We start from the raw sequence: 15,607 nt of genomic DNA, 5'->3' as shown, positions 1-15,607 counted from the left end.
CGCGCGTCACCACCACGGCGTGAACGCGCTCGCCCAGCACCGGGCAGGCCTTGGCGATGATCGCGCTCTCGACCACGGCGGGGTGGCTGGCCAACACGGATTCCACCTCGGCCGAATAGATTTTCAGGCCGCCGCGATTGATCATGTCCTTCTGCCGGTCGAACACGCGGACGAACCCTTCCGCATCGACCGAGCCGAGATCACCGGAGTGCCAGAAGCCGGCGGTAAAGCTCTCGGCGGTCGCCTTCGGATTATTCCAATAGCCCTTGATGACGGAGGCGCTCTGGATCCAGAGCTCACCGATCTCGCCGCGAGGCAGCTCGTGCCCGTCCGGATCCACCGCCACGATGCGCGCGCCAGGGCACGGCAGGCCGACGCTGTCGATATGGCTCTCGGTCAGCTCGCCCGGCATGATCGTCGAGGGTGACGTCGTCTCGGTCGCGCCATAGCAGTTCATCAGCTTCAGGCCGGGGATCTTCGCCTTGAGCTTCTCGATGGTCGCGACCGGCATCGGCGCGCCGCCAAAACCGCCGACGCGCCAGCTCGACAGATCGTAGCTGTCGAAGTCAGGCTGAAGCAGACAGAGATTGTACATCGCCGGCACCATCACCGTGTAGGTGACGCGCTCGCGCGCGGCGAGCTTGAGGTAATCGGCCGCCTTGAACTCGGGCATGATGATCAGCGCGCCAAAGCTGCGGATCATGGTCGTGATGTTGGCGACGACACCGGTGACATGGCCGAGCGGCACGGCCGCGATCGAGCGGTCGGCCGCCGTCAATTGCAGGCAGGACACGAACACCATCGAGGAATGGACGATGTTGCAATGGGCGAGCATCGCGCCCTTCGGCTTGCCTGTTGTCCCCGAGGTGTAGAGGATCATCGCGGTATCCTCTTCGCTCACCTCGACCGGCGCCAAGGCTGGCGGGTTGTCGGCGAGCGCGGCGAAACGCGAGCGAGCCGGATCGTCGTCGATCGCGATGCGGTGGACCAGCTCGGGCACGTCCTGCGTACCGGGCAGCCGCTCGGCCAGCGCAGCTTCGTGGATCAGGATCCTGGCGCCGCAATCGGCGAGGACATAGGCGATTTCCGGCTTCTGCTGGCGCGTGCTGAGCAGCACGGTCACCAGCCCCTCATGCGCGGCGGCGAACAGGAGCAGCGGAAATTCGATGCGGTTGCCGAGCAGGATGGCGACACGATCGCCCCGCCGTAATCCCAGCTTGCGAAACCCCGCCGCGATCCGCCTCGCCTGCTCCACCACCTGCCGCCAGCTCAGCCGGACATCGCCTGCGATCAACGCCTCGCCATCGCCGTTGTGGGCGCAGGCGTCCGCAATCATCGCCCACAGGTTCGCCGGCCGGTCGCAAAAGGCCGGCACCATCCGATCGCCAAAGCGCGCCTCGAGCCGCATCGGCGGAATCTGAGATTGCGACCAGTCCATCGGAACGTCCTCGGCTTGTCGTTTTGTCACCTTCCGCGCACGGATAGCCGGATCACGTCTTGTGCTGACCGGCTAAACGCCGATGACGGGAACGCCGATCACGACCGGATGGAACGCGAAGGCCAGCGCGAGATAGGCGACGACGCCGACCGCGACCGCGATCAGATCGTTGCTGACGCCGCCGACTGGAATCGGCGGGCCGCCGGCGTCGGTGCGATGCTTCAGCGAGATGCGATCATACACCGCCCAGCCCAGGAACGAGCCGAACAGGATGATTGAGCCGAGATCGCCATTGGCGAGCAGATGCGCCGCCGCCCACAGCTTGATGCCGGCCAACATCGGATGTTTCAGCGTCGCATAGATGCGGCCGCGCAAATAAGAGGCGACCACCAGGATGACCGCGGGCAGCATCAGCGCGAACGTGATGTGCTTCATCGCCTTCGGCGGATACCAGACATCGATCCAGCCGGAGCTGCGGTAATGGGCGAAGCCCCAGATGATCAGCGCGAGCCCCGCGAACGAGACCAGGGTGTAGAGGATCTTGTAGGTCCCCTCGCCCAGCCTCGCGATGGCCTGCGCGCGCGCCTCACGCTTCGTCGTGAAAGTATGGGCCGCGAAGAACAGCACCAGCCCCAGGATCATCACCACCAGACCCATGACATCCCCTTGCGTCAGACCGTACTCCATCAGCTATCATCTTCACCCCGCGAAACGCAATGCATCAGTCCTTCTCGGCCAGCTTTCCGCTTCGCGCTTCGATCCAGTCTCGTCCCATCGAGATGCTCAACTTCACCAGAGGCGCGGCAATTGTGGAGAAGAGCAGCTTGATCAGATACTGGCCAATGATTGTCGGCATGACGACGCCGGTACCGTAGAACGCGATCGACACAAATATGACGGTGTCCAGCAGCTGAGCCAACATCAGGCTGAGCCATGCCGACAGCACCACCGACCTCTTGCCGAACGCCGTCTGGCGCAATCGGAGGAAGAACGACAGGTCGAAGTGCTGGCTCACCATGTAGGCGATCCAGCCTCCGATCCAGATTCGAACGGACGAGCTGACGACCGTTTCGAAATCCTGCTGGTGGTGCCAGCCTGGAGCTGGCGGGAGATAGGCGGCAAACTCGAAATAGACGGCAGACAAGGCCATGCTGAGCAAGCCCAGATTGATCACCCGCCTGGAATACTCCCTGCCGAACAGCTCAGCGATCGTGTCGACAATGATGAATGTCAGCAGATAGCTGAAGACCGTCGCACTGGCGTCCAGGCCAAAAGGCAGCGCGAACAGTTTCGAGCCGGCGACCGTGCTGGTGATCAGCAGCGACGAATGGAGTGTGAGCAGAAAGAGGAAATAACTGGTCCTGGCGTCCATCGACTCATGGCCCCGGGCAATCTGGCGTTGAAAGGTCAAAGCTACGGGCCCGGACCCCGAAAGACAACTTCTTGTTGAATTCGGCGTCCGGCGGAATATGATCTCGACATTGCAGATAGATCGGACGGTTTATTATGGCCGACAAAATCAGTTTTGATCCGAGAATACTGGATTTTCTTCGAGCCTCCCATGGCCGTTCGCAGGAGGCGATCATCGTCGAATTCCTGCAAACCGCAATCGCGATCAGCCCGGCGGCCGATGCGGGATCAGTCCTGATCGACCACCCCAAAATGGAGAGGCTGGTCCTCTTCAACGAGGACGACTTCCTGTTCGACAAGGAATTGCTGGATCCTCAAGCGCGGGCCCGCTTCCCACCGACGTTGGGCTACCGCGGCACCATCGCCGGCAATTGCTTCCGCACGGGCACGCCGACCGTCTTTTCACGCGCGCAAGGCGGCGAGTTCTACGGCGACAGCCCCATCCAGAACATGGTCTGCTTTCCGATCAAACTAGGAAAAGGCCGCGAACCGTTTGGGGTCGCTTGCTTCCATAACAATATCCAGGAAAAGGTGTTCTCCTCGGAGGATATGCGCGTTCTGGAAGCCTATACCGACATTCTTGCGCTGGCCCTGCATACGCCGCACCCGGAGCTCCAGCTCGATCGTAACGTCTTCATCGTGCATGGACGGGACGAACGGAGTCGGCAGAAACTGGAATCGATCTTGCGTGACAACAGGGTCAATCCGAAGGTGCTGCTGCGAGAAGACAAGAATGCAGCGACGATCCTGTCGGCGCTGGAGGAACTGATCCGAACGTGCAAGGCAGGCTTCATCCTTGCCACGCCCGACGACGTGGGACGCTTGGGAAAAGCCAACGATGAACTCACGGCGCGCGCGCGCGAGAATGTCATCTTCGAGATGGGGCTACTCTTTGCGAAATTCCGCGCGTTCGACCGAGTGGCCATCCTGCTGAAGAAACCACTGAAGCTGCCATCGGATCTCCACGGGGTCACCTATGAGGAGTTCGATCAGATCGAAGACATCGAAGCCACGATCGTGCGCAAGCTAAGCAACTGGAAATTGCTGAACTGAGAAGGCACCTCTCACGGCGATCGAACCGCTCGGGCTGAACGCGAGAGCGGGTCAGTTCGGGGATTGCCGGTTGTCGACATAGCGGATCGCGATTGGCCGGCCCGCCAGCGCGCCGGCAAGGCCGCTGGTGAACTTCAGCGGCAGACATGCGTTCAACGACGCGTTGATGGCGTCGAGATAGCTCGTGCGGATCTCGGAGGGCACGCCCGCGGTCGCGTATGTGAGGCGCGGCGGGCCGATCAGGCCACCCGCCTTGTTGAAGCTGAAGCGCACCGACATCTGCATGCCCGCGCGAGCCTTGTCAGATGGCGGCGACCAGCAGCTGCGCAGCTCGGCGAAGAGATCGCCGATCGTGTCGAGATCGTGACCTGGCTTGCGGTATTTGGCGCGGTCGGCATCGGGCGGCACGCTCTCGATCGTAAGCTGGAGGTTTTGGCCGTAGGGATAGTCGATCTCGGGAATGCAGGGGCCGGGCTCGAGCGGACTGCAATAGGACGGCGTGCAGGGCCGGCCGTCGAGCACGCTGCACGGCTCGTGCGAGAATGGGATCGGATTGATCTGGCGGGATCGCGTGTCGGCGGCAACCGTCGAAATCGCCAGCAGGAGGAAAACAAGGATGCCGCGCCACATGATGCGAGCCCGCAATGCCACCGAGGGAAAGGTGGCATTGTTGGTGAACGCGTCAAGCCCGCACGCGTTCACATGCTCGCGCTCGACCAGTCCGAGCGCGCCCTACCCCTTCTTCTTGACGTCCTTGACGTTGGTGAACTCGATGCCCTCGGCGCGCTCCTTGGTGTAGCCGAGATAGAACTCGTTCCTCGCCAGATACACGGGATCGCCGTCGACGTCGTCGGCGATGCTGGACGTGTTGGCTGCGAGGAAGGTATCGAGCTTCTTGCGGTCCTCCGAGGAGACCCAGCGCGCCAGCTGGAATTCGCTGACCTCGAACTCGACCGGCAGCGAATATTCCGCCTCCAGCCGCGCCTTCAGCACGTCGAGCTGCAGCGCGCCGACCACCCCGACCAGCGCCGGCGCACCGTCGCGCGGACGGAACACCTGCACCACACCCTCCTCCGACATCTGCTGCAGCGCTTCCTTCAGCTTCTTCGCCTTCATCGCGTCGGTGAGGCGCACGCGGCGGACGATTTCCGGCGCGAAGCTCGGCACGCCGACGAAGTTGAAATCCTCGCCCTCGGTCAGCGTGTCGCCGATGCGCAGCGTGCCGTGATTGGGAATGCCGACGACGTCGCCGGCAAAGGCCTCGTCCGCGACCGAGCGGTCCTGCGCGAAGAAGAATTGCGGGCTCGACAGCGGCATGCTCTTGCCGGTGCGCACGAGCTTGGCCTTCATGCCGCGGCTGAGCTTGCCCGAGCAGAGGCGCGCGAAGGCGATGCGGTCGCGATGGTTCGGATCCATGTTCGCCTGGATCTTGAACACGAAGGCGCTCATGCGCGGATCGGTCGCCTCGACCTTGCGCTGGTCGCTGTCCTGCGCGCGCGGCTCGGGCGCGAACTTGCCGAGTCCTTCCAGGAGGTCGCCGACGCCGAAATTGCGCAGCGCGCTGCCGAAATAGACCGGCGTCAGATGGCCTTCGCGGAACGCGTCGAGCTCGAACGGTTTTGACGCCTCGGTGACGAGTTCGAGCTCGTCCTTGACCGCGGATGCGTCGAGATTGGCGTTGAGCTTGGCAAGCTCCGCGATCTCGATCTGCTGCGCCGCGCCGGTCTTGGCGCCGCCGCCTTCGAGCAGACGCACGCCGCCATTGATGACGTCATAGGTGCCGAGAAAGTCGCGGCCGCGGCCGACCGGCCAGGTCATCGGCGTGGTGTCGAGCGCCAGCGTCTTCTCGATCTCGTCGAGCAGCTCGAACACGTCCCGGCTTTCGCGGTCCATCTTGTTGATGAAGGTGATGATCGGAATATCCCGAAGACGACACACCTCGAACAGCTTTCGGGTGCGCGCTTCGATACCCTTGGCGGCGTCGATCACCATCACGGCGGAATCGACCGCCGTGAGCGTGCGATAGGTGTCTTCCGAAAAGTCCTCGTGGCCCGGCGTGTCCAAGAGATTGAACACGAGCCCCTCGAACTCGAAGGTCATCACCGAGGTCACGACCGAGATACCGCGCTCGCGCTCGATCTTCATCCAGTCCGACCGCGTGTTGCGCCGCTCGCCCTTGGCCTTGACCTGGCCGGCGAGATTGATGGCGCCGCCGAACAGCAGCAGCTTCTCGGTCAGCGTGGTCTTGCCGGCGTCCGGATGCGAGATGATCGCAAAGGTGCGCCGCCGCGCCACTTCAGCGGCAAGCGGGGAACGGGCCGGCGATTCGGCGGTGGTGGTGGCGATGTCGGACATGGCGGGAGCGTGTGGCAGGGAAACTGGGCCTGATCAAGCCTCATTTGGTCATTGCGGAGCCCCCCGGCCAGCCCCATATGGGCCGTGGGAGGGACGGCCCTCCTGCTCATCAGCCTATAGCCGCGGGGACGACCCTGCCTTGAACGGAGGGTCGTCATGGCCTGGAGCATCCTGTTCGTCGCCGGTCTTCTCGAGATTATCTGGGCGATCGGCCTGAAATATACCGAAGGCTTTACCAGGCTTGTTCCGTCCGTCGTCACGCTCGCGGCCATGGCCGGCAGCGTCATCCTGCTCGGACTTGCTCTCAAGTCGCTCCCCGTCGGAACCGCCTATGCTGTCTGGACCGGCATTGGCGCCGTCGGCACCGCGACGCTGGGCATCGTCCTGCTCGGCGAACCGGTCACGGCCCTCCGCCTTGCCAGCATCGCCCTGATCGTCGCCGGGATTGTCGGGCTGAAGCTCGTTACTTGACGAAGATCTTGACCGCCCACCAGGTCAGCGCCGCGACGATGGCCGAGGCGGGGATCGTGATCACCCAGGCGTAGACGATCGAGCTTGCGACGTTCCAGCGGACCGCCGAGACGCGGCGGGCGGCGCCGACGCCGACGATGGCACCGGTGATGGTGTGGGTGGTCGAGACGGGAACCCCGAGATAGGTCGCCATGAACAGGGTCGCGGCGCCTCCGGTCTCGGCGCAAAAGCCCTGCATCGGCGTCAATTTCGTGATGCGCAGGCCCATAGTGCGGACGATGCGCCAGCCACCCATCAGCGTGCCCAGCGCCATCGCCGCCTGGCAGGAGAGCACCACCCAGAACGGCACCGAGAACTCGCTGCCGAGATGGCCCTGCGAGTACAGCAGCACCGCGATGATGCCCATGGTCTTCTGCGCGTCGTTGCCGCCATGGCCGAGCGAATAGAGCGAGGCGGAGGCAAATTGCAGAATACGGAAGGCGCGGTCGACCGCGAATGGCGTCGAGCGCACCGAGGCCCAGGACACGATCGCCACCAGCACCATCGCGAGCAAAAAGCCGATCAGCGGCGACAGCACGATCGCCAGCACCGTCTTGGTCAATCCGCTCCACACCGCGGCAGAAATCCCCGCCTTGGCCATGCCGCCGCCGACGAGCCCGCCGATCAGCGCGTGCGACGATGAGGACGGGATGCCGAGCGCCCAGGTCACGAGGTTCCAGACGATGGCGCCGACCAGCGCCGCGAAGATCACCTGGGCATCGACGATCGCGGGATCGATGATGCCGGTGCCGATGGTCTGGGCGACGTGCAGCCCGAACACCATGAAGGCGACGAAATTGAAGAACGCGGCCCAGATGACCGCGAATTGCGGCCGCAGCACGCGGGTCGAGACGATGGTCGCGATCGAATTGGCGGCGTCATGCAGGCCGTTCAGGAAGTCGAACAGCAGCGCGACGGCGATCAAGCCGACCAAGACGGGAAGACCTAACGCGGCATCCACAGCGCGGCCCCTGTCCTAGACTTGCTCGATGACGATGCTGTTGATCTCGTTCGCAACGTCGTCGAAGCGATCGGCCACCTTCTCGAGGTGGTCGTAGATCTCGACGCCGACGATGAAGTCCATCGCACTGCCGTCGCGATGCTTGAGAAACAGCTCCTTCAGCCCGATGTCGTGGAGATCGTCGACGCGGCCCTCCAGCTTGCCAAGCTCTTCGGTGATGGCGGTCAGCATGGCCACATTCGGGCCGATCGATTGCATCAGCGGCAGCGCACGGCCGACCAGATTGGCGCATTCGATCAGAAGCCCGCCGATCTCGCGCATCGGCGGCTCGAAGGTACGGACCTCGAACAGCATCACGGCCTTGGCGGTCTGCTGCATCTGGTCGATGGCGTCGTCCAGCGACGTGATCAGGTTCTTGATGTCGCCGCGATCGAACGGGGTGATGAAGGTGCGGCGCACCGCCGTCAGCACCTCACGGGTGATGTTGTCGGCGTCGTTCTCGAACTGGTTGACGCGCTGACAATAGACCGGCGTCTCCTCGCCCCCGTTGAGCATGCCCTGGAGCGCGATCGAACCCTGGATCACCGTCTGGGCATGCCGGTCGAACAGGTCGAAGAACCGTTCTTCCTTTGGCAGGAAAGCACGAAACCATCGCATCATGGGGATAGGCTACCGGTTGGAAATGGCCCGGCCCGAGGGGCCGTCATGAACCTGTCATAGACCATTTTCGATCCGCGTGCGTGTCATCTCACGCCCGCGGAGCCGGATCATCCACCGGATTATCGCACCATTGGAATTGGTGCGATATCAATCACTTAAAGGGATCGCCGGAAGTAATGCGCGATTTCACCAATGACGCCGCGGCGGAAGGTGAGCACGCAGACCACGAAGATCGAGCCCTGGATCACCGTCACCCACTGGCCGAAACCGGCGAGATATTGCTGCATGGCGATGATCACGAAGGCGCCGACCACGGGGCCGAAGACGGTGCCGAGGCCACCGACCAGCGTCATCAGCACGACTTCGCCTGACATCGACCAATGGACGTCGGTGAGCGAGGCGTTCTGCGCCACGAATACCTTCAGCGCACCGGCAAAACCGGCCAGCGTTCCCGACAGCACGAAGGCGAGGAACTTGTACTGATCGGTCCGGTAGCCGAGCGAGATCGCCCGCGGCTCGTTCTCGCGGATCGCCTTCAGCACCTCGCCAAACGGCGAGTTGATGATGCGGAAGATCAGCAGGAAGCCGGCGAGGAACCCGACCAGCACGACGTAATAGAGCACCGTCGGCTTGGACAGATCCAAGATGCCGAACATATGTCCCTGCGGGATGCCCTGGATGCCGTCCTCACCATGGGTAAACGGGGCCTGGAGGTAGATGAAGTACAGCAGCTGCGACAGTGCCAGCGTGATCATCGAGAAATAGATGCCCTGGCGACGGATCGAGATAAAGCCGGTGATGATCGAGAGCACGAAAGCCGCGGCGATGCCGACGAGGATGCCGAGTTCGGGCGGCAACGCCCACACCTTCAGCGCATGCGCGCTGCAATAGCCGGCGGTCCCCAGGAACATCGCATGGCCGAATGACAACAGGCCGCCATAGCCGATCAGCAGATTGAAGGCGCAGGCGAGCAGCGCGAAGCACAGCGCCTGCATCACGAAGAACGGGTAGACTCCCGTGAATGGCACCGACGCCAGCAGCAGCGCCATCAGTGTGAACGCGATCAGCTCGTCGCGCATGGCGCGAGGGGTCGCCCGCAGCGTGTCGTCCGTCAGGGTTGTCATATCAGGCCGCCCTTCCCGTCAATCCCGTTGGCTTCACCAAGAGTACCAGCACCATCAACACGAACACGACGGTGTTGGAGGCCTCGGGGTAGAAATACTTGGTCAGACCCTCGATCACGCCGAGCGCGAAGCCGGTGATGATGGAGCCCATGATCGATCCCATGCCGCCGATCACGACCACCGCGAACACGACGATGATGAGATCCGCGCCCATCAGCGGCCGCACCTGGTTGATCGGCGCCGAGAGCACGCCCGCGAGCGCCGCAAGGCCGACGCCGAGGCCGTAAGTGAGCGTGATCATGCGCGGCACGTTGATGCCGAAGGCGCGCACCAGCGTCGGATTTTCGGTGGCGGCACGCAGGTAAGCGCCGAGCTGCGTCTTCTCGATCAGGAACCAGGTCGCGAGACACACCACCAGCGAGAACACGACCACCCAGCCGCGATAGACGGGTAAGAACATGAAGCCGAGGTTCATGCCGCCCTTGAGCTGGTCCGGAATGGCGTAAGGCAGGCCGGACGAGCCGAAATAGTTCTGGAACACGCCCTGCACGATCAGCGCGATGCCGAAGGTCAGGAGCAGGCCGTAGAGGTGATCGAGCCCGGTCAGCCATTGCAGCATGGTCCGTTCCAGGATCATGCCGAAGATGCCGACGATGATGGGCGCCAGCAACAGCGCCCACCAGTAGTTGATGCCGCCGAGGTTGAGGAGGAAATAGGCGACGAAGGCGCCCATCATGTAGACCGCGCCATGGGCGAAATTGATGATGTTGAGCATGCCGAAGATCACGGCAAGCCCGAGACTGAGCAGCGCGTAGAACGAGCCGTTGATCAGTCCCACCAGTAACTGTGCGTAGAGAGCCTGCATCGGGATTAGCTTCCGCCACCAAAATGAAAGCCCGCCAGCGGCACGACCGCGCGGCGGGCCACGAGAGTTACTTCTTCACCAGCGGACAGACGCTCTCGGAGAGCGGCCGGAACGCCTGGTCCGCGGGGACGGTGCCCACCAGCTTGTAGTAGTCCCACGGCCCCTTCGACTCCGAGGGCTTCTTGACCTCGAACAGGTAGGCCGGGTGAATCTTGCGGCCATCGACCCGGATACTGCCCTGGCCGAACAGCGGATCGTCGGTCGGCATCGACTTCATCTTCTCGACCGCCTTGGCGCCGTCATGCGGATTGCCGCCCATCGCCTCCAGCGCCTTGAAGTAATGGATCAGCCCCGAATAGACACCGGCCTGCACCATCGAAGGCATCGCCTTGTTCTTCATGCGCTCGGAAAAGCGCTTGGCGAAGGCGCGCGTTCCGTCGTTGAGATCCCAATAGAAGGTCTCGGTGAAATTGAGCCCTTGCGCCACGTTGAGTCCCAGCGAATGAACATCGGTGATGAACAAGAGCAGTCCGGCAAGCTTCTGCCCGCCGGCAACGATGCCGAACTCGGCGGCCTGCTTGATCGAATTGGTGGTATCGCCGCCGGCATTCGCAAGTCCGACGATCTTCGCCTTCGATGCCTGCGCCTGCAAAAGGAACGAGGAGAAGTCCGACGAATTGAGCGGGTGCTTGACGCTGCCGAGCACCTTGCCGCCGGCCTTTTGCACCACCGCCGTGGTGTCGCGCTCCAGGGCCGCGCCGAACGCATAGTCGGCCGTGAGGAAGTACCAGGTATCGCCGCCGGCCTTCACCAGCGCCTGACCGGTGCTGTTGGCCAGCATGTAGGTGTCATAGACCCAATGGATGGTATTCGGCGAACATTGGGCGTTCGTCAGATCCGAGGTCGCCGCACCTGTGTCGATCAGGATCGAATTCTTCTCCTTGACGACATTGTTGACCGCGAGTGCGACACCGGAGTTCAGCACGTCCATGAAGATGTCGACCTTGTCGACGTCGATCCATTGGCGCGCGATGGTGGTGGCGATATCGGGCTTGTTCTGATGGTCGGCCGAGATCAAGTCTATCTTCCAGCCCTTGGCGGCAAGCCCGGAATCCTCGATCGCCATCTGAGCGGCCAGCGTGGAGCCCGCACCACCGAGGTCGGAATAAAGACCGGAATTATCGGTCAGCACGCCGATCTTGACGGTCTTGTCCTGTGCCGACGCGCCGTTCGCGACGAATCCCAACGCCATGCCGAGAAGAAGTGCAGAAAAACGCTGTTTCATAATTCCCTCCGGGAAATCCACTATTGAATGCGTCGAGGCGTCAGACGCCGAGATAGGTATGCAGCTTGTCCATGTTCGCGGACAGTTCCGAATTCGCAAAACCGTCGATCACCTTGCCGTGCTCGACGATGTAATAGCGGTCGGCCACGGTCGATGCGAACCGGAAGTTTTGCTCGACCAGGAGGATCGTGAAACCCTCCTTCTTGAGCCGCGCAATGGTGTGGCCGATCTGCTGGATGATGACGGGCGCAAGGCCCTCGGTCGGCTCGTCCAGCATCAGGAAACTCGCGCCGGTCCGCAGGATGCGCGCGATCGCCAGCATCTGCTGTTCACCGCCCGACAGCTTGGTGCCCTGGCTGTTGAGCCGCTCCTTCAGGTTCGGGAACAGGTCGAAGATCTGATCGAGCGGCAGTCCGCCTTCACGAACCACCGGCGGCAGCATCAGATTCTCCCGCACGTCGAGACTGGAGAATATCCCCCGCTCTTCCGGGCAGAACGCGATGCCCATGCGCGCGATCTTGTCGGAGGTCGCGCGGATGATCTCCTGGTTGTTGAACTTCACCGAGCCGGCACGCTTGCCGATGATGCCCATGATCGACTTCAGCGTGGTCGTCTTGCCGGCGCCGTTGCGCCCGAGCAGGGTGACGACCTCGCCCGCATTCACGTCGAAATTGATCCCGTGCAGGATGTGGGACTCGCCGTACCAGGCTTCGAGGTTGCGGACCTGAAGGATGTTTCCGCCGGTCGCAGCCTTGGCCGGAGCCTCGGCAATCGCAGTGTCAGGCATGACCGGCTCCCAGATAGGCTTCCTTGACGCGCTCGTCCTTGGTGAGCTCGCTGTAATGGCCTTGCGCCAGCACCTGCCCGCGCGTCAGCACGGTGATGATGTCGGAGAGATTGGCCACGACGCTCAGATTATGCTCGACCATCAGGATGGTATACTTCGCGGAGATACGCTTGATCAGCGCCGCGATCTTGTCGATGTCCTCGTGGCCCATGCCGGCCATCGGCTCGTCCAGCAGCATCATCTCCGGGTCGAGCGCGAGCGTGGTTGCGATCTCCAGTGCACGCTTGCGCCCATAGGGCATCTCGACCGCAGGCGTGTTGGCAAACTCGTTGAGGCCGACATCGTTCAACAATTCGCGCGCGCGATCGTTGAAGCGGTTGAGCACCGACTTGGAGCGCCAGAAATCGAACGAAGAGCCGTGCTGGCGCTGAAGCGCGACACGGACGTTCTCCAGCGCGGTGAGATGCGGAAACACCGCAGAAATCTGGAACGAACGAACAAGCCCCAGGCGCGCCACGTCAGCCGGCGCCATCGCGGTGATGTCCTGCCCCTTGTAAAGGATTTTTCCGGCAGACGGCTTGAGGAACTTGGTCAGAAGATTGAAGCAGGTCGTTTTGCCGGCCCCGTTCGGGCCGATTAACGCATGAATGCTGCCACGGCGAACCTTGAGCGCAACGTCGCGGACGGCGAAGAAGCCCGCGAACTCCTTGGTCAAGCCTTCCGTTTCAAGAATAAACTCATCGGCCAAACAGATTTCCCCCTGCCCGCGCGGCGCGCGTGGCTATCCTTGTTGCTTCGGCTTTCCGGGAGGCCTTGGAGCCTATCCGGAACGCCGCCTCCGAGCGCGGAATATGCCGGAGGTGACGGGGGTTAGGCAAGGCGGAAAGCTGAGCAGATCAGGCCTCCGGCTGGGATACAAATGCTCCCTTAGTCGGAGACGTTTTGAAGTCGTGCCTGCCCGGCCTCCCGGTTCGCGAAAGCACCGGTCATCAAGCCGTCGTTAACGGTCTTTCGTCTGGCGCGCCAGTCTTCATAGAAAATTTTCCCGCAAGCTGGATCATGCGCGGGTTTTGACGTTCCGGGAATATTGTCTTGGATTTCGCAAGCGCCGCTCCTTCCGTCGTCAAGTCGATCAGACAACGTGATCTCCTGAACACGTGGCTGCGACTTTACGCGCGTCAGCAGATCGCGCCGGCGGTCTGGGAGTATCAGCCTGCGCGGCTCGAGGAAGAGCTGTCCGATCTCATCTATTACACGGTGGACGCTGCGACGCCGGCGCCGCGCCTCACCATCCAGAGCGAAAACACGCGCATCTCGCACGCCTATGGACATACCGGCAAGGGTGTTCTGCTCGACGATTATCTCGGGCCGCGACTCGCGCCGTTCGTGGTGCCGATCTATCACGAATGCGTGGCGCGCGGGCTGCCCGTCTACAGCGTTGCTGATGTCGAGGACATCTACGGGCGTATCGTCGCTTATGAACGGCTGCTGCTGCCTTTCCAGACTGACGGCACGGTCTGTCACGTCATCGCCTCGGTCAAGACCTTCTGCGAGGACGGCGGCTTCGAGATCAAGAATCTGATGCGCGGAAATGACGCGCCGCCGCGTCCGAAGCTGCGCGCGGTGATCGACCGCGAGCTGTTTCATCGGGCGCCTGGTCGCATCGCGACGGCCGAATTGGTCGAGTTCGCGGACCAGCCCGGCATCCCCACCGAGATCATCGAGCTGAACTAGCAGTCAGCCCTTCTTGCCGCCGACTTCCTTGGCATAGATGTCCGGCTTGAAGCCGACCAGCAGCTTGCCGCCGATTTCCAGCACCGGCCGCTTGATCATCGATGGTTGTGCCAGCATCAGCGCCAGCGCCTTCTTCTCGCTCAAACCTTCCTTGTCGGAATCGGGGAGTTTCTTGAACGTCGTCCCGGCGCGATTGAGCAGCGTCTCCCAACCGACCTTGTCGCTCCACTGCTTGAGCTTGTCCTTTTCCACACCCGCCGCCTTGTAGTCGTGAAACGCGTAAGGCACGCCATTTGTGTCGAGCCAGGCACGTGCCTTCTTCATGGTGTCGCAGTTCTTGATGCCGTAGATGATGTTGGGCAAGACGTTCCTCGCGCATGGCATATCGTGATGTCCGTGGCGTTGTACGAAACTCCGGTTCGCGCGACAATATTGCGAACGACGCCAGCTCACCCGAACGGACATCCCATGCACGTCACCCACGATCCCGCGGCCGCCGCCACGCCGACCATCGACTTCAACAGCTTCCTCGCGGTCGATATTCGCGTCGGGACCATCGTTGATGCCAAGCCGTTCCCCGAGGCGCGCAAGCCGGCCTTTCGGCTCTGGATCGACTTCGGACCCACAATCGGTGTGCGCAAGAGCTCGGCCCAGATCACGGAAAATCATCCGCTCGAGAAATTGGTGGGGCAACAGGTCGCAGCAGTCGTCAATTTCCCGCCGCGCCAGATCGGACCTGTTGTCTCGGAGGTGCTAACACTCGGTTTCCCCGATGCCGACGGCAAGGTCGTGCTGGTGCAGCCGAGCAAGCCAGTGCCGAACGGCGGACGGTTGTTCTAGTCGCGCGATCGAGGCCGGCGCGTCGCCTCGGTCGGGCATTCGCGAGGCCTCATCCTCCTCTTTCCCAGTCCGGCCGGCCCGGACTTGACCAAACTCATTTGCGGTAATAAAACTGACTGACTGATCGTTTTTTATTATAGACGGCTTGCCTTAAGCTCAATCGTCACCAACATAAAAATGATCATCCTGTCAGTTATTTAGGGACCGCCAAATGCCCAAGATCAGCGACAAGCAACGCGAAGGCCGGCGGCAGCAGATCCTCGAAGCGGCCCTCGCCTGCTTCTCCGACGACGGTTTTCACCAGACCGGCATGGCCGACATCGTAAAGCGGTCCGGACTGAGCCATGGCGCGGTCTATCTCTACTTCCAGAGCAAGGACGACCTGATCGAGGCGCTCGCCGACGACCGGCATCGCCGCGAAGCCGTGCTCAATTCGGTCGCGCAAGGATCCGGCGATCCGATCGAAGGACTTCACGCCCTGATCCGCGTCTACGCTCAATGGCTGACCGACCCCGCCGGCGAAGCGCGCCGCCGTGTCGGCATCCATGGCTGGGCCGAAGCCCTGCGCAACCGCCGCGTCCGCAC

At 62.4% G+C, this 15,607-nt stretch carries 18 protein-coding genes; 5 read left to right on the top strand and 13 right to left on the bottom strand.

Going from position 1 to position 15,607, the window contains the following annotated elements:
• The 3 genes from MOV75_RS08780 to MOV75_RS08770 all read right to left on the bottom strand — a co-directional run.
• On the bottom strand, positions 1-1,438 hold a 1,438-nt coding region (locus MOV75_RS08780), incomplete at its 3' end, for a class I adenylate-forming enzyme family protein (RefSeq protein WP_247005391.1).
• Between the two features lie 72 nt (positions 1,439-1,510).
• Positions 1,511-2,095, bottom strand: a complete 585-nt coding sequence (locus MOV75_RS08775) for an NnrU family protein (protein WP_246920014.1) — start codon at positions 2,093-2,095, stop codon at positions 1,511-1,513.
• A gap of 64 nt (positions 2,096-2,159) precedes the next feature.
• Positions 2,160-2,849: a queuosine precursor transporter gene (locus MOV75_RS08770; protein ID WP_247005389.1), complete on the bottom strand. Its 690-nt coding sequence runs from the start codon at positions 2,847-2,849 to the stop codon at positions 2,160-2,162.
• Between the two features lie 95 nt (positions 2,850-2,944).
• On the opposite strand from MOV75_RS08770, the gene MOV75_RS08765 reads away from it, so the two are divergent.
• On the top strand, positions 2,945-3,901 hold the full coding sequence (locus tag MOV75_RS08765; RefSeq protein ID WP_246920010.1) for a TIR domain-containing protein: 957 nt from the start codon (positions 2,945-2,947) through the stop codon (positions 3,899-3,901).
• Between the two features lie 51 nt (positions 3,902-3,952).
• On the opposite strand, the gene MOV75_RS08760 is transcribed toward MOV75_RS08765, so the two are convergent.
• Together MOV75_RS08760 and MOV75_RS08755 are read right to left on the bottom strand one after the other, a co-directional pair.
• On the bottom strand, positions 3,953-4,531 hold the full coding sequence (locus tag MOV75_RS08760; RefSeq protein WP_246920009.1) for a hypothetical protein: 579 nt from the start codon (positions 4,529-4,531) through the stop codon (positions 3,953-3,955).
• Between the two features lie 102 nt (positions 4,532-4,633).
• The gene (locus tag MOV75_RS08755) at positions 4,634-6,256 is read right to left on the bottom strand and encodes a peptide chain release factor 3 (RefSeq protein ID WP_246920008.1); all 1,623 of its coding nucleotides are present in this window, start codon (positions 6,254-6,256) and stop codon (positions 4,634-4,636) included.
• A gap of 156 nt (positions 6,257-6,412) precedes the next feature.
• Between MOV75_RS08755 and sugE the strand changes: the two genes are divergently transcribed.
• Positions 6,413-6,727, top strand: a complete 315-nt coding sequence (sugE, locus tag MOV75_RS08750; protein WP_246920007.1) for a quaternary ammonium compound efflux SMR transporter SugE — start codon at positions 6,413-6,415, stop codon at positions 6,725-6,727.
• Here the strand turns inward: sugE and MOV75_RS08745 are convergent.
• From MOV75_RS08745 to MOV75_RS08715, 7 genes are all read right to left on the bottom strand, one after another.
• The gene (locus tag MOV75_RS08745) at positions 6,720-7,727 is read right to left on the bottom strand and encodes an inorganic phosphate transporter (protein ID WP_246920006.1); all 1,008 of its coding nucleotides are present in this window, start codon (positions 7,725-7,727) and stop codon (positions 6,720-6,722) included. The genes sugE and MOV75_RS08745 overlap by 8 nt on opposite strands.
• Before the next feature lie 15 nt (positions 7,728-7,742).
• Positions 7,743-8,387 (bottom strand): DUF47 domain-containing protein, encoded by a 645-nt coding sequence (locus tag MOV75_RS08740; protein ID WP_246920005.1) that lies wholly within the window; start codon positions 8,385-8,387, stop codon positions 7,743-7,745.
• Positions 8,388-8,542: 155 nt separating this feature from the next.
• A complete protein-coding gene (locus MOV75_RS08735; protein ID WP_246920004.1) occupies positions 8,543-9,511 on the bottom strand; it encodes a branched-chain amino acid ABC transporter permease in 969 nt (322 codons plus the stop codon).
• Position 9,512: 1 nt separating this feature from the next.
• Positions 9,513-10,376 (bottom strand): branched-chain amino acid ABC transporter permease, encoded by an 864-nt coding sequence (locus MOV75_RS08730; protein ID WP_246920001.1) that lies wholly within the window; start codon positions 10,374-10,376, stop codon positions 9,513-9,515.
• A 67-nt stretch (positions 10,377-10,443) separates the two neighbouring features.
• On the bottom strand, positions 10,444-11,661 hold the full coding sequence (locus tag MOV75_RS08725) for an ABC transporter substrate-binding protein (RefSeq protein WP_246919998.1): 1,218 nt from the start codon (positions 11,659-11,661) through the stop codon (positions 10,444-10,446).
• A 40-nt stretch (positions 11,662-11,701) separates the two neighbouring features.
• Positions 11,702-12,448, bottom strand: coding sequence for an ABC transporter ATP-binding protein (locus MOV75_RS08720; protein ID WP_246919995.1), 747 nt, complete (start codon positions 12,446-12,448; stop codon positions 11,702-11,704).
• Entirely contained in the window at positions 12,441-13,196 is a 756-nt protein-coding gene (locus tag MOV75_RS08715) for an ABC transporter ATP-binding protein (RefSeq protein WP_036034135.1), read from the bottom strand. The genes MOV75_RS08720 and MOV75_RS08715 overlap by 8 nt, the downstream gene beginning before the upstream one ends.
• Before the next feature lie 344 nt (positions 13,197-13,540).
• Between MOV75_RS08715 and MOV75_RS08710 the strand changes: the two genes are divergently transcribed.
• Positions 13,541-14,182, top strand: coding sequence for a hypothetical protein (locus MOV75_RS08710; RefSeq protein ID WP_246919993.1), 642 nt, complete (start codon positions 13,541-13,543; stop codon positions 14,180-14,182).
• A 3-nt stretch (positions 14,183-14,185) separates the two neighbouring features.
• Here the strand turns inward: MOV75_RS08710 and MOV75_RS08705 are convergent, their stop codons facing one another.
• Positions 14,186-14,545 carry an ArsC family reductase gene (locus MOV75_RS08705; protein ID WP_246919991.1) on the bottom strand — a complete coding sequence of 120 codons (360 nt, stop codon included), beginning with the start codon at positions 14,543-14,545 and terminating at the stop codon, positions 14,186-14,188.
• A 105-nt stretch (positions 14,546-14,650) separates the two neighbouring features.
• Between MOV75_RS08705 and MOV75_RS08700 the strand changes: the two genes are divergently transcribed.
• Both MOV75_RS08700 and MOV75_RS08695 read left to right on the top strand, forming a co-directional pair.
• The gene (locus MOV75_RS08700; protein ID WP_246919990.1) at positions 14,651-15,022 is read left to right on the top strand and encodes a tRNA-binding protein; all 372 of its coding nucleotides are present in this window, start codon (positions 14,651-14,653) and stop codon (positions 15,020-15,022) included.
• A gap of 211 nt (positions 15,023-15,233) precedes the next feature.
• The coding region (locus MOV75_RS08695) for a TetR/AcrR family transcriptional regulator (protein WP_247005387.1) at positions 15,234-15,607 on the top strand (374 nt) is incomplete at its 3' end.

The sequence above is a fragment of the Bradyrhizobium sp. PRIMUS42 genome (assembly GCF_023006515.1).
Lineage (GTDB): Bacteria > Pseudomonadota > Alphaproteobacteria > Rhizobiales > Xanthobacteraceae > Bradyrhizobium.
Note: the sequence above shows the minus strand (reverse complement) of the source record. Positions and strands in the feature narration are given on the sequence as shown.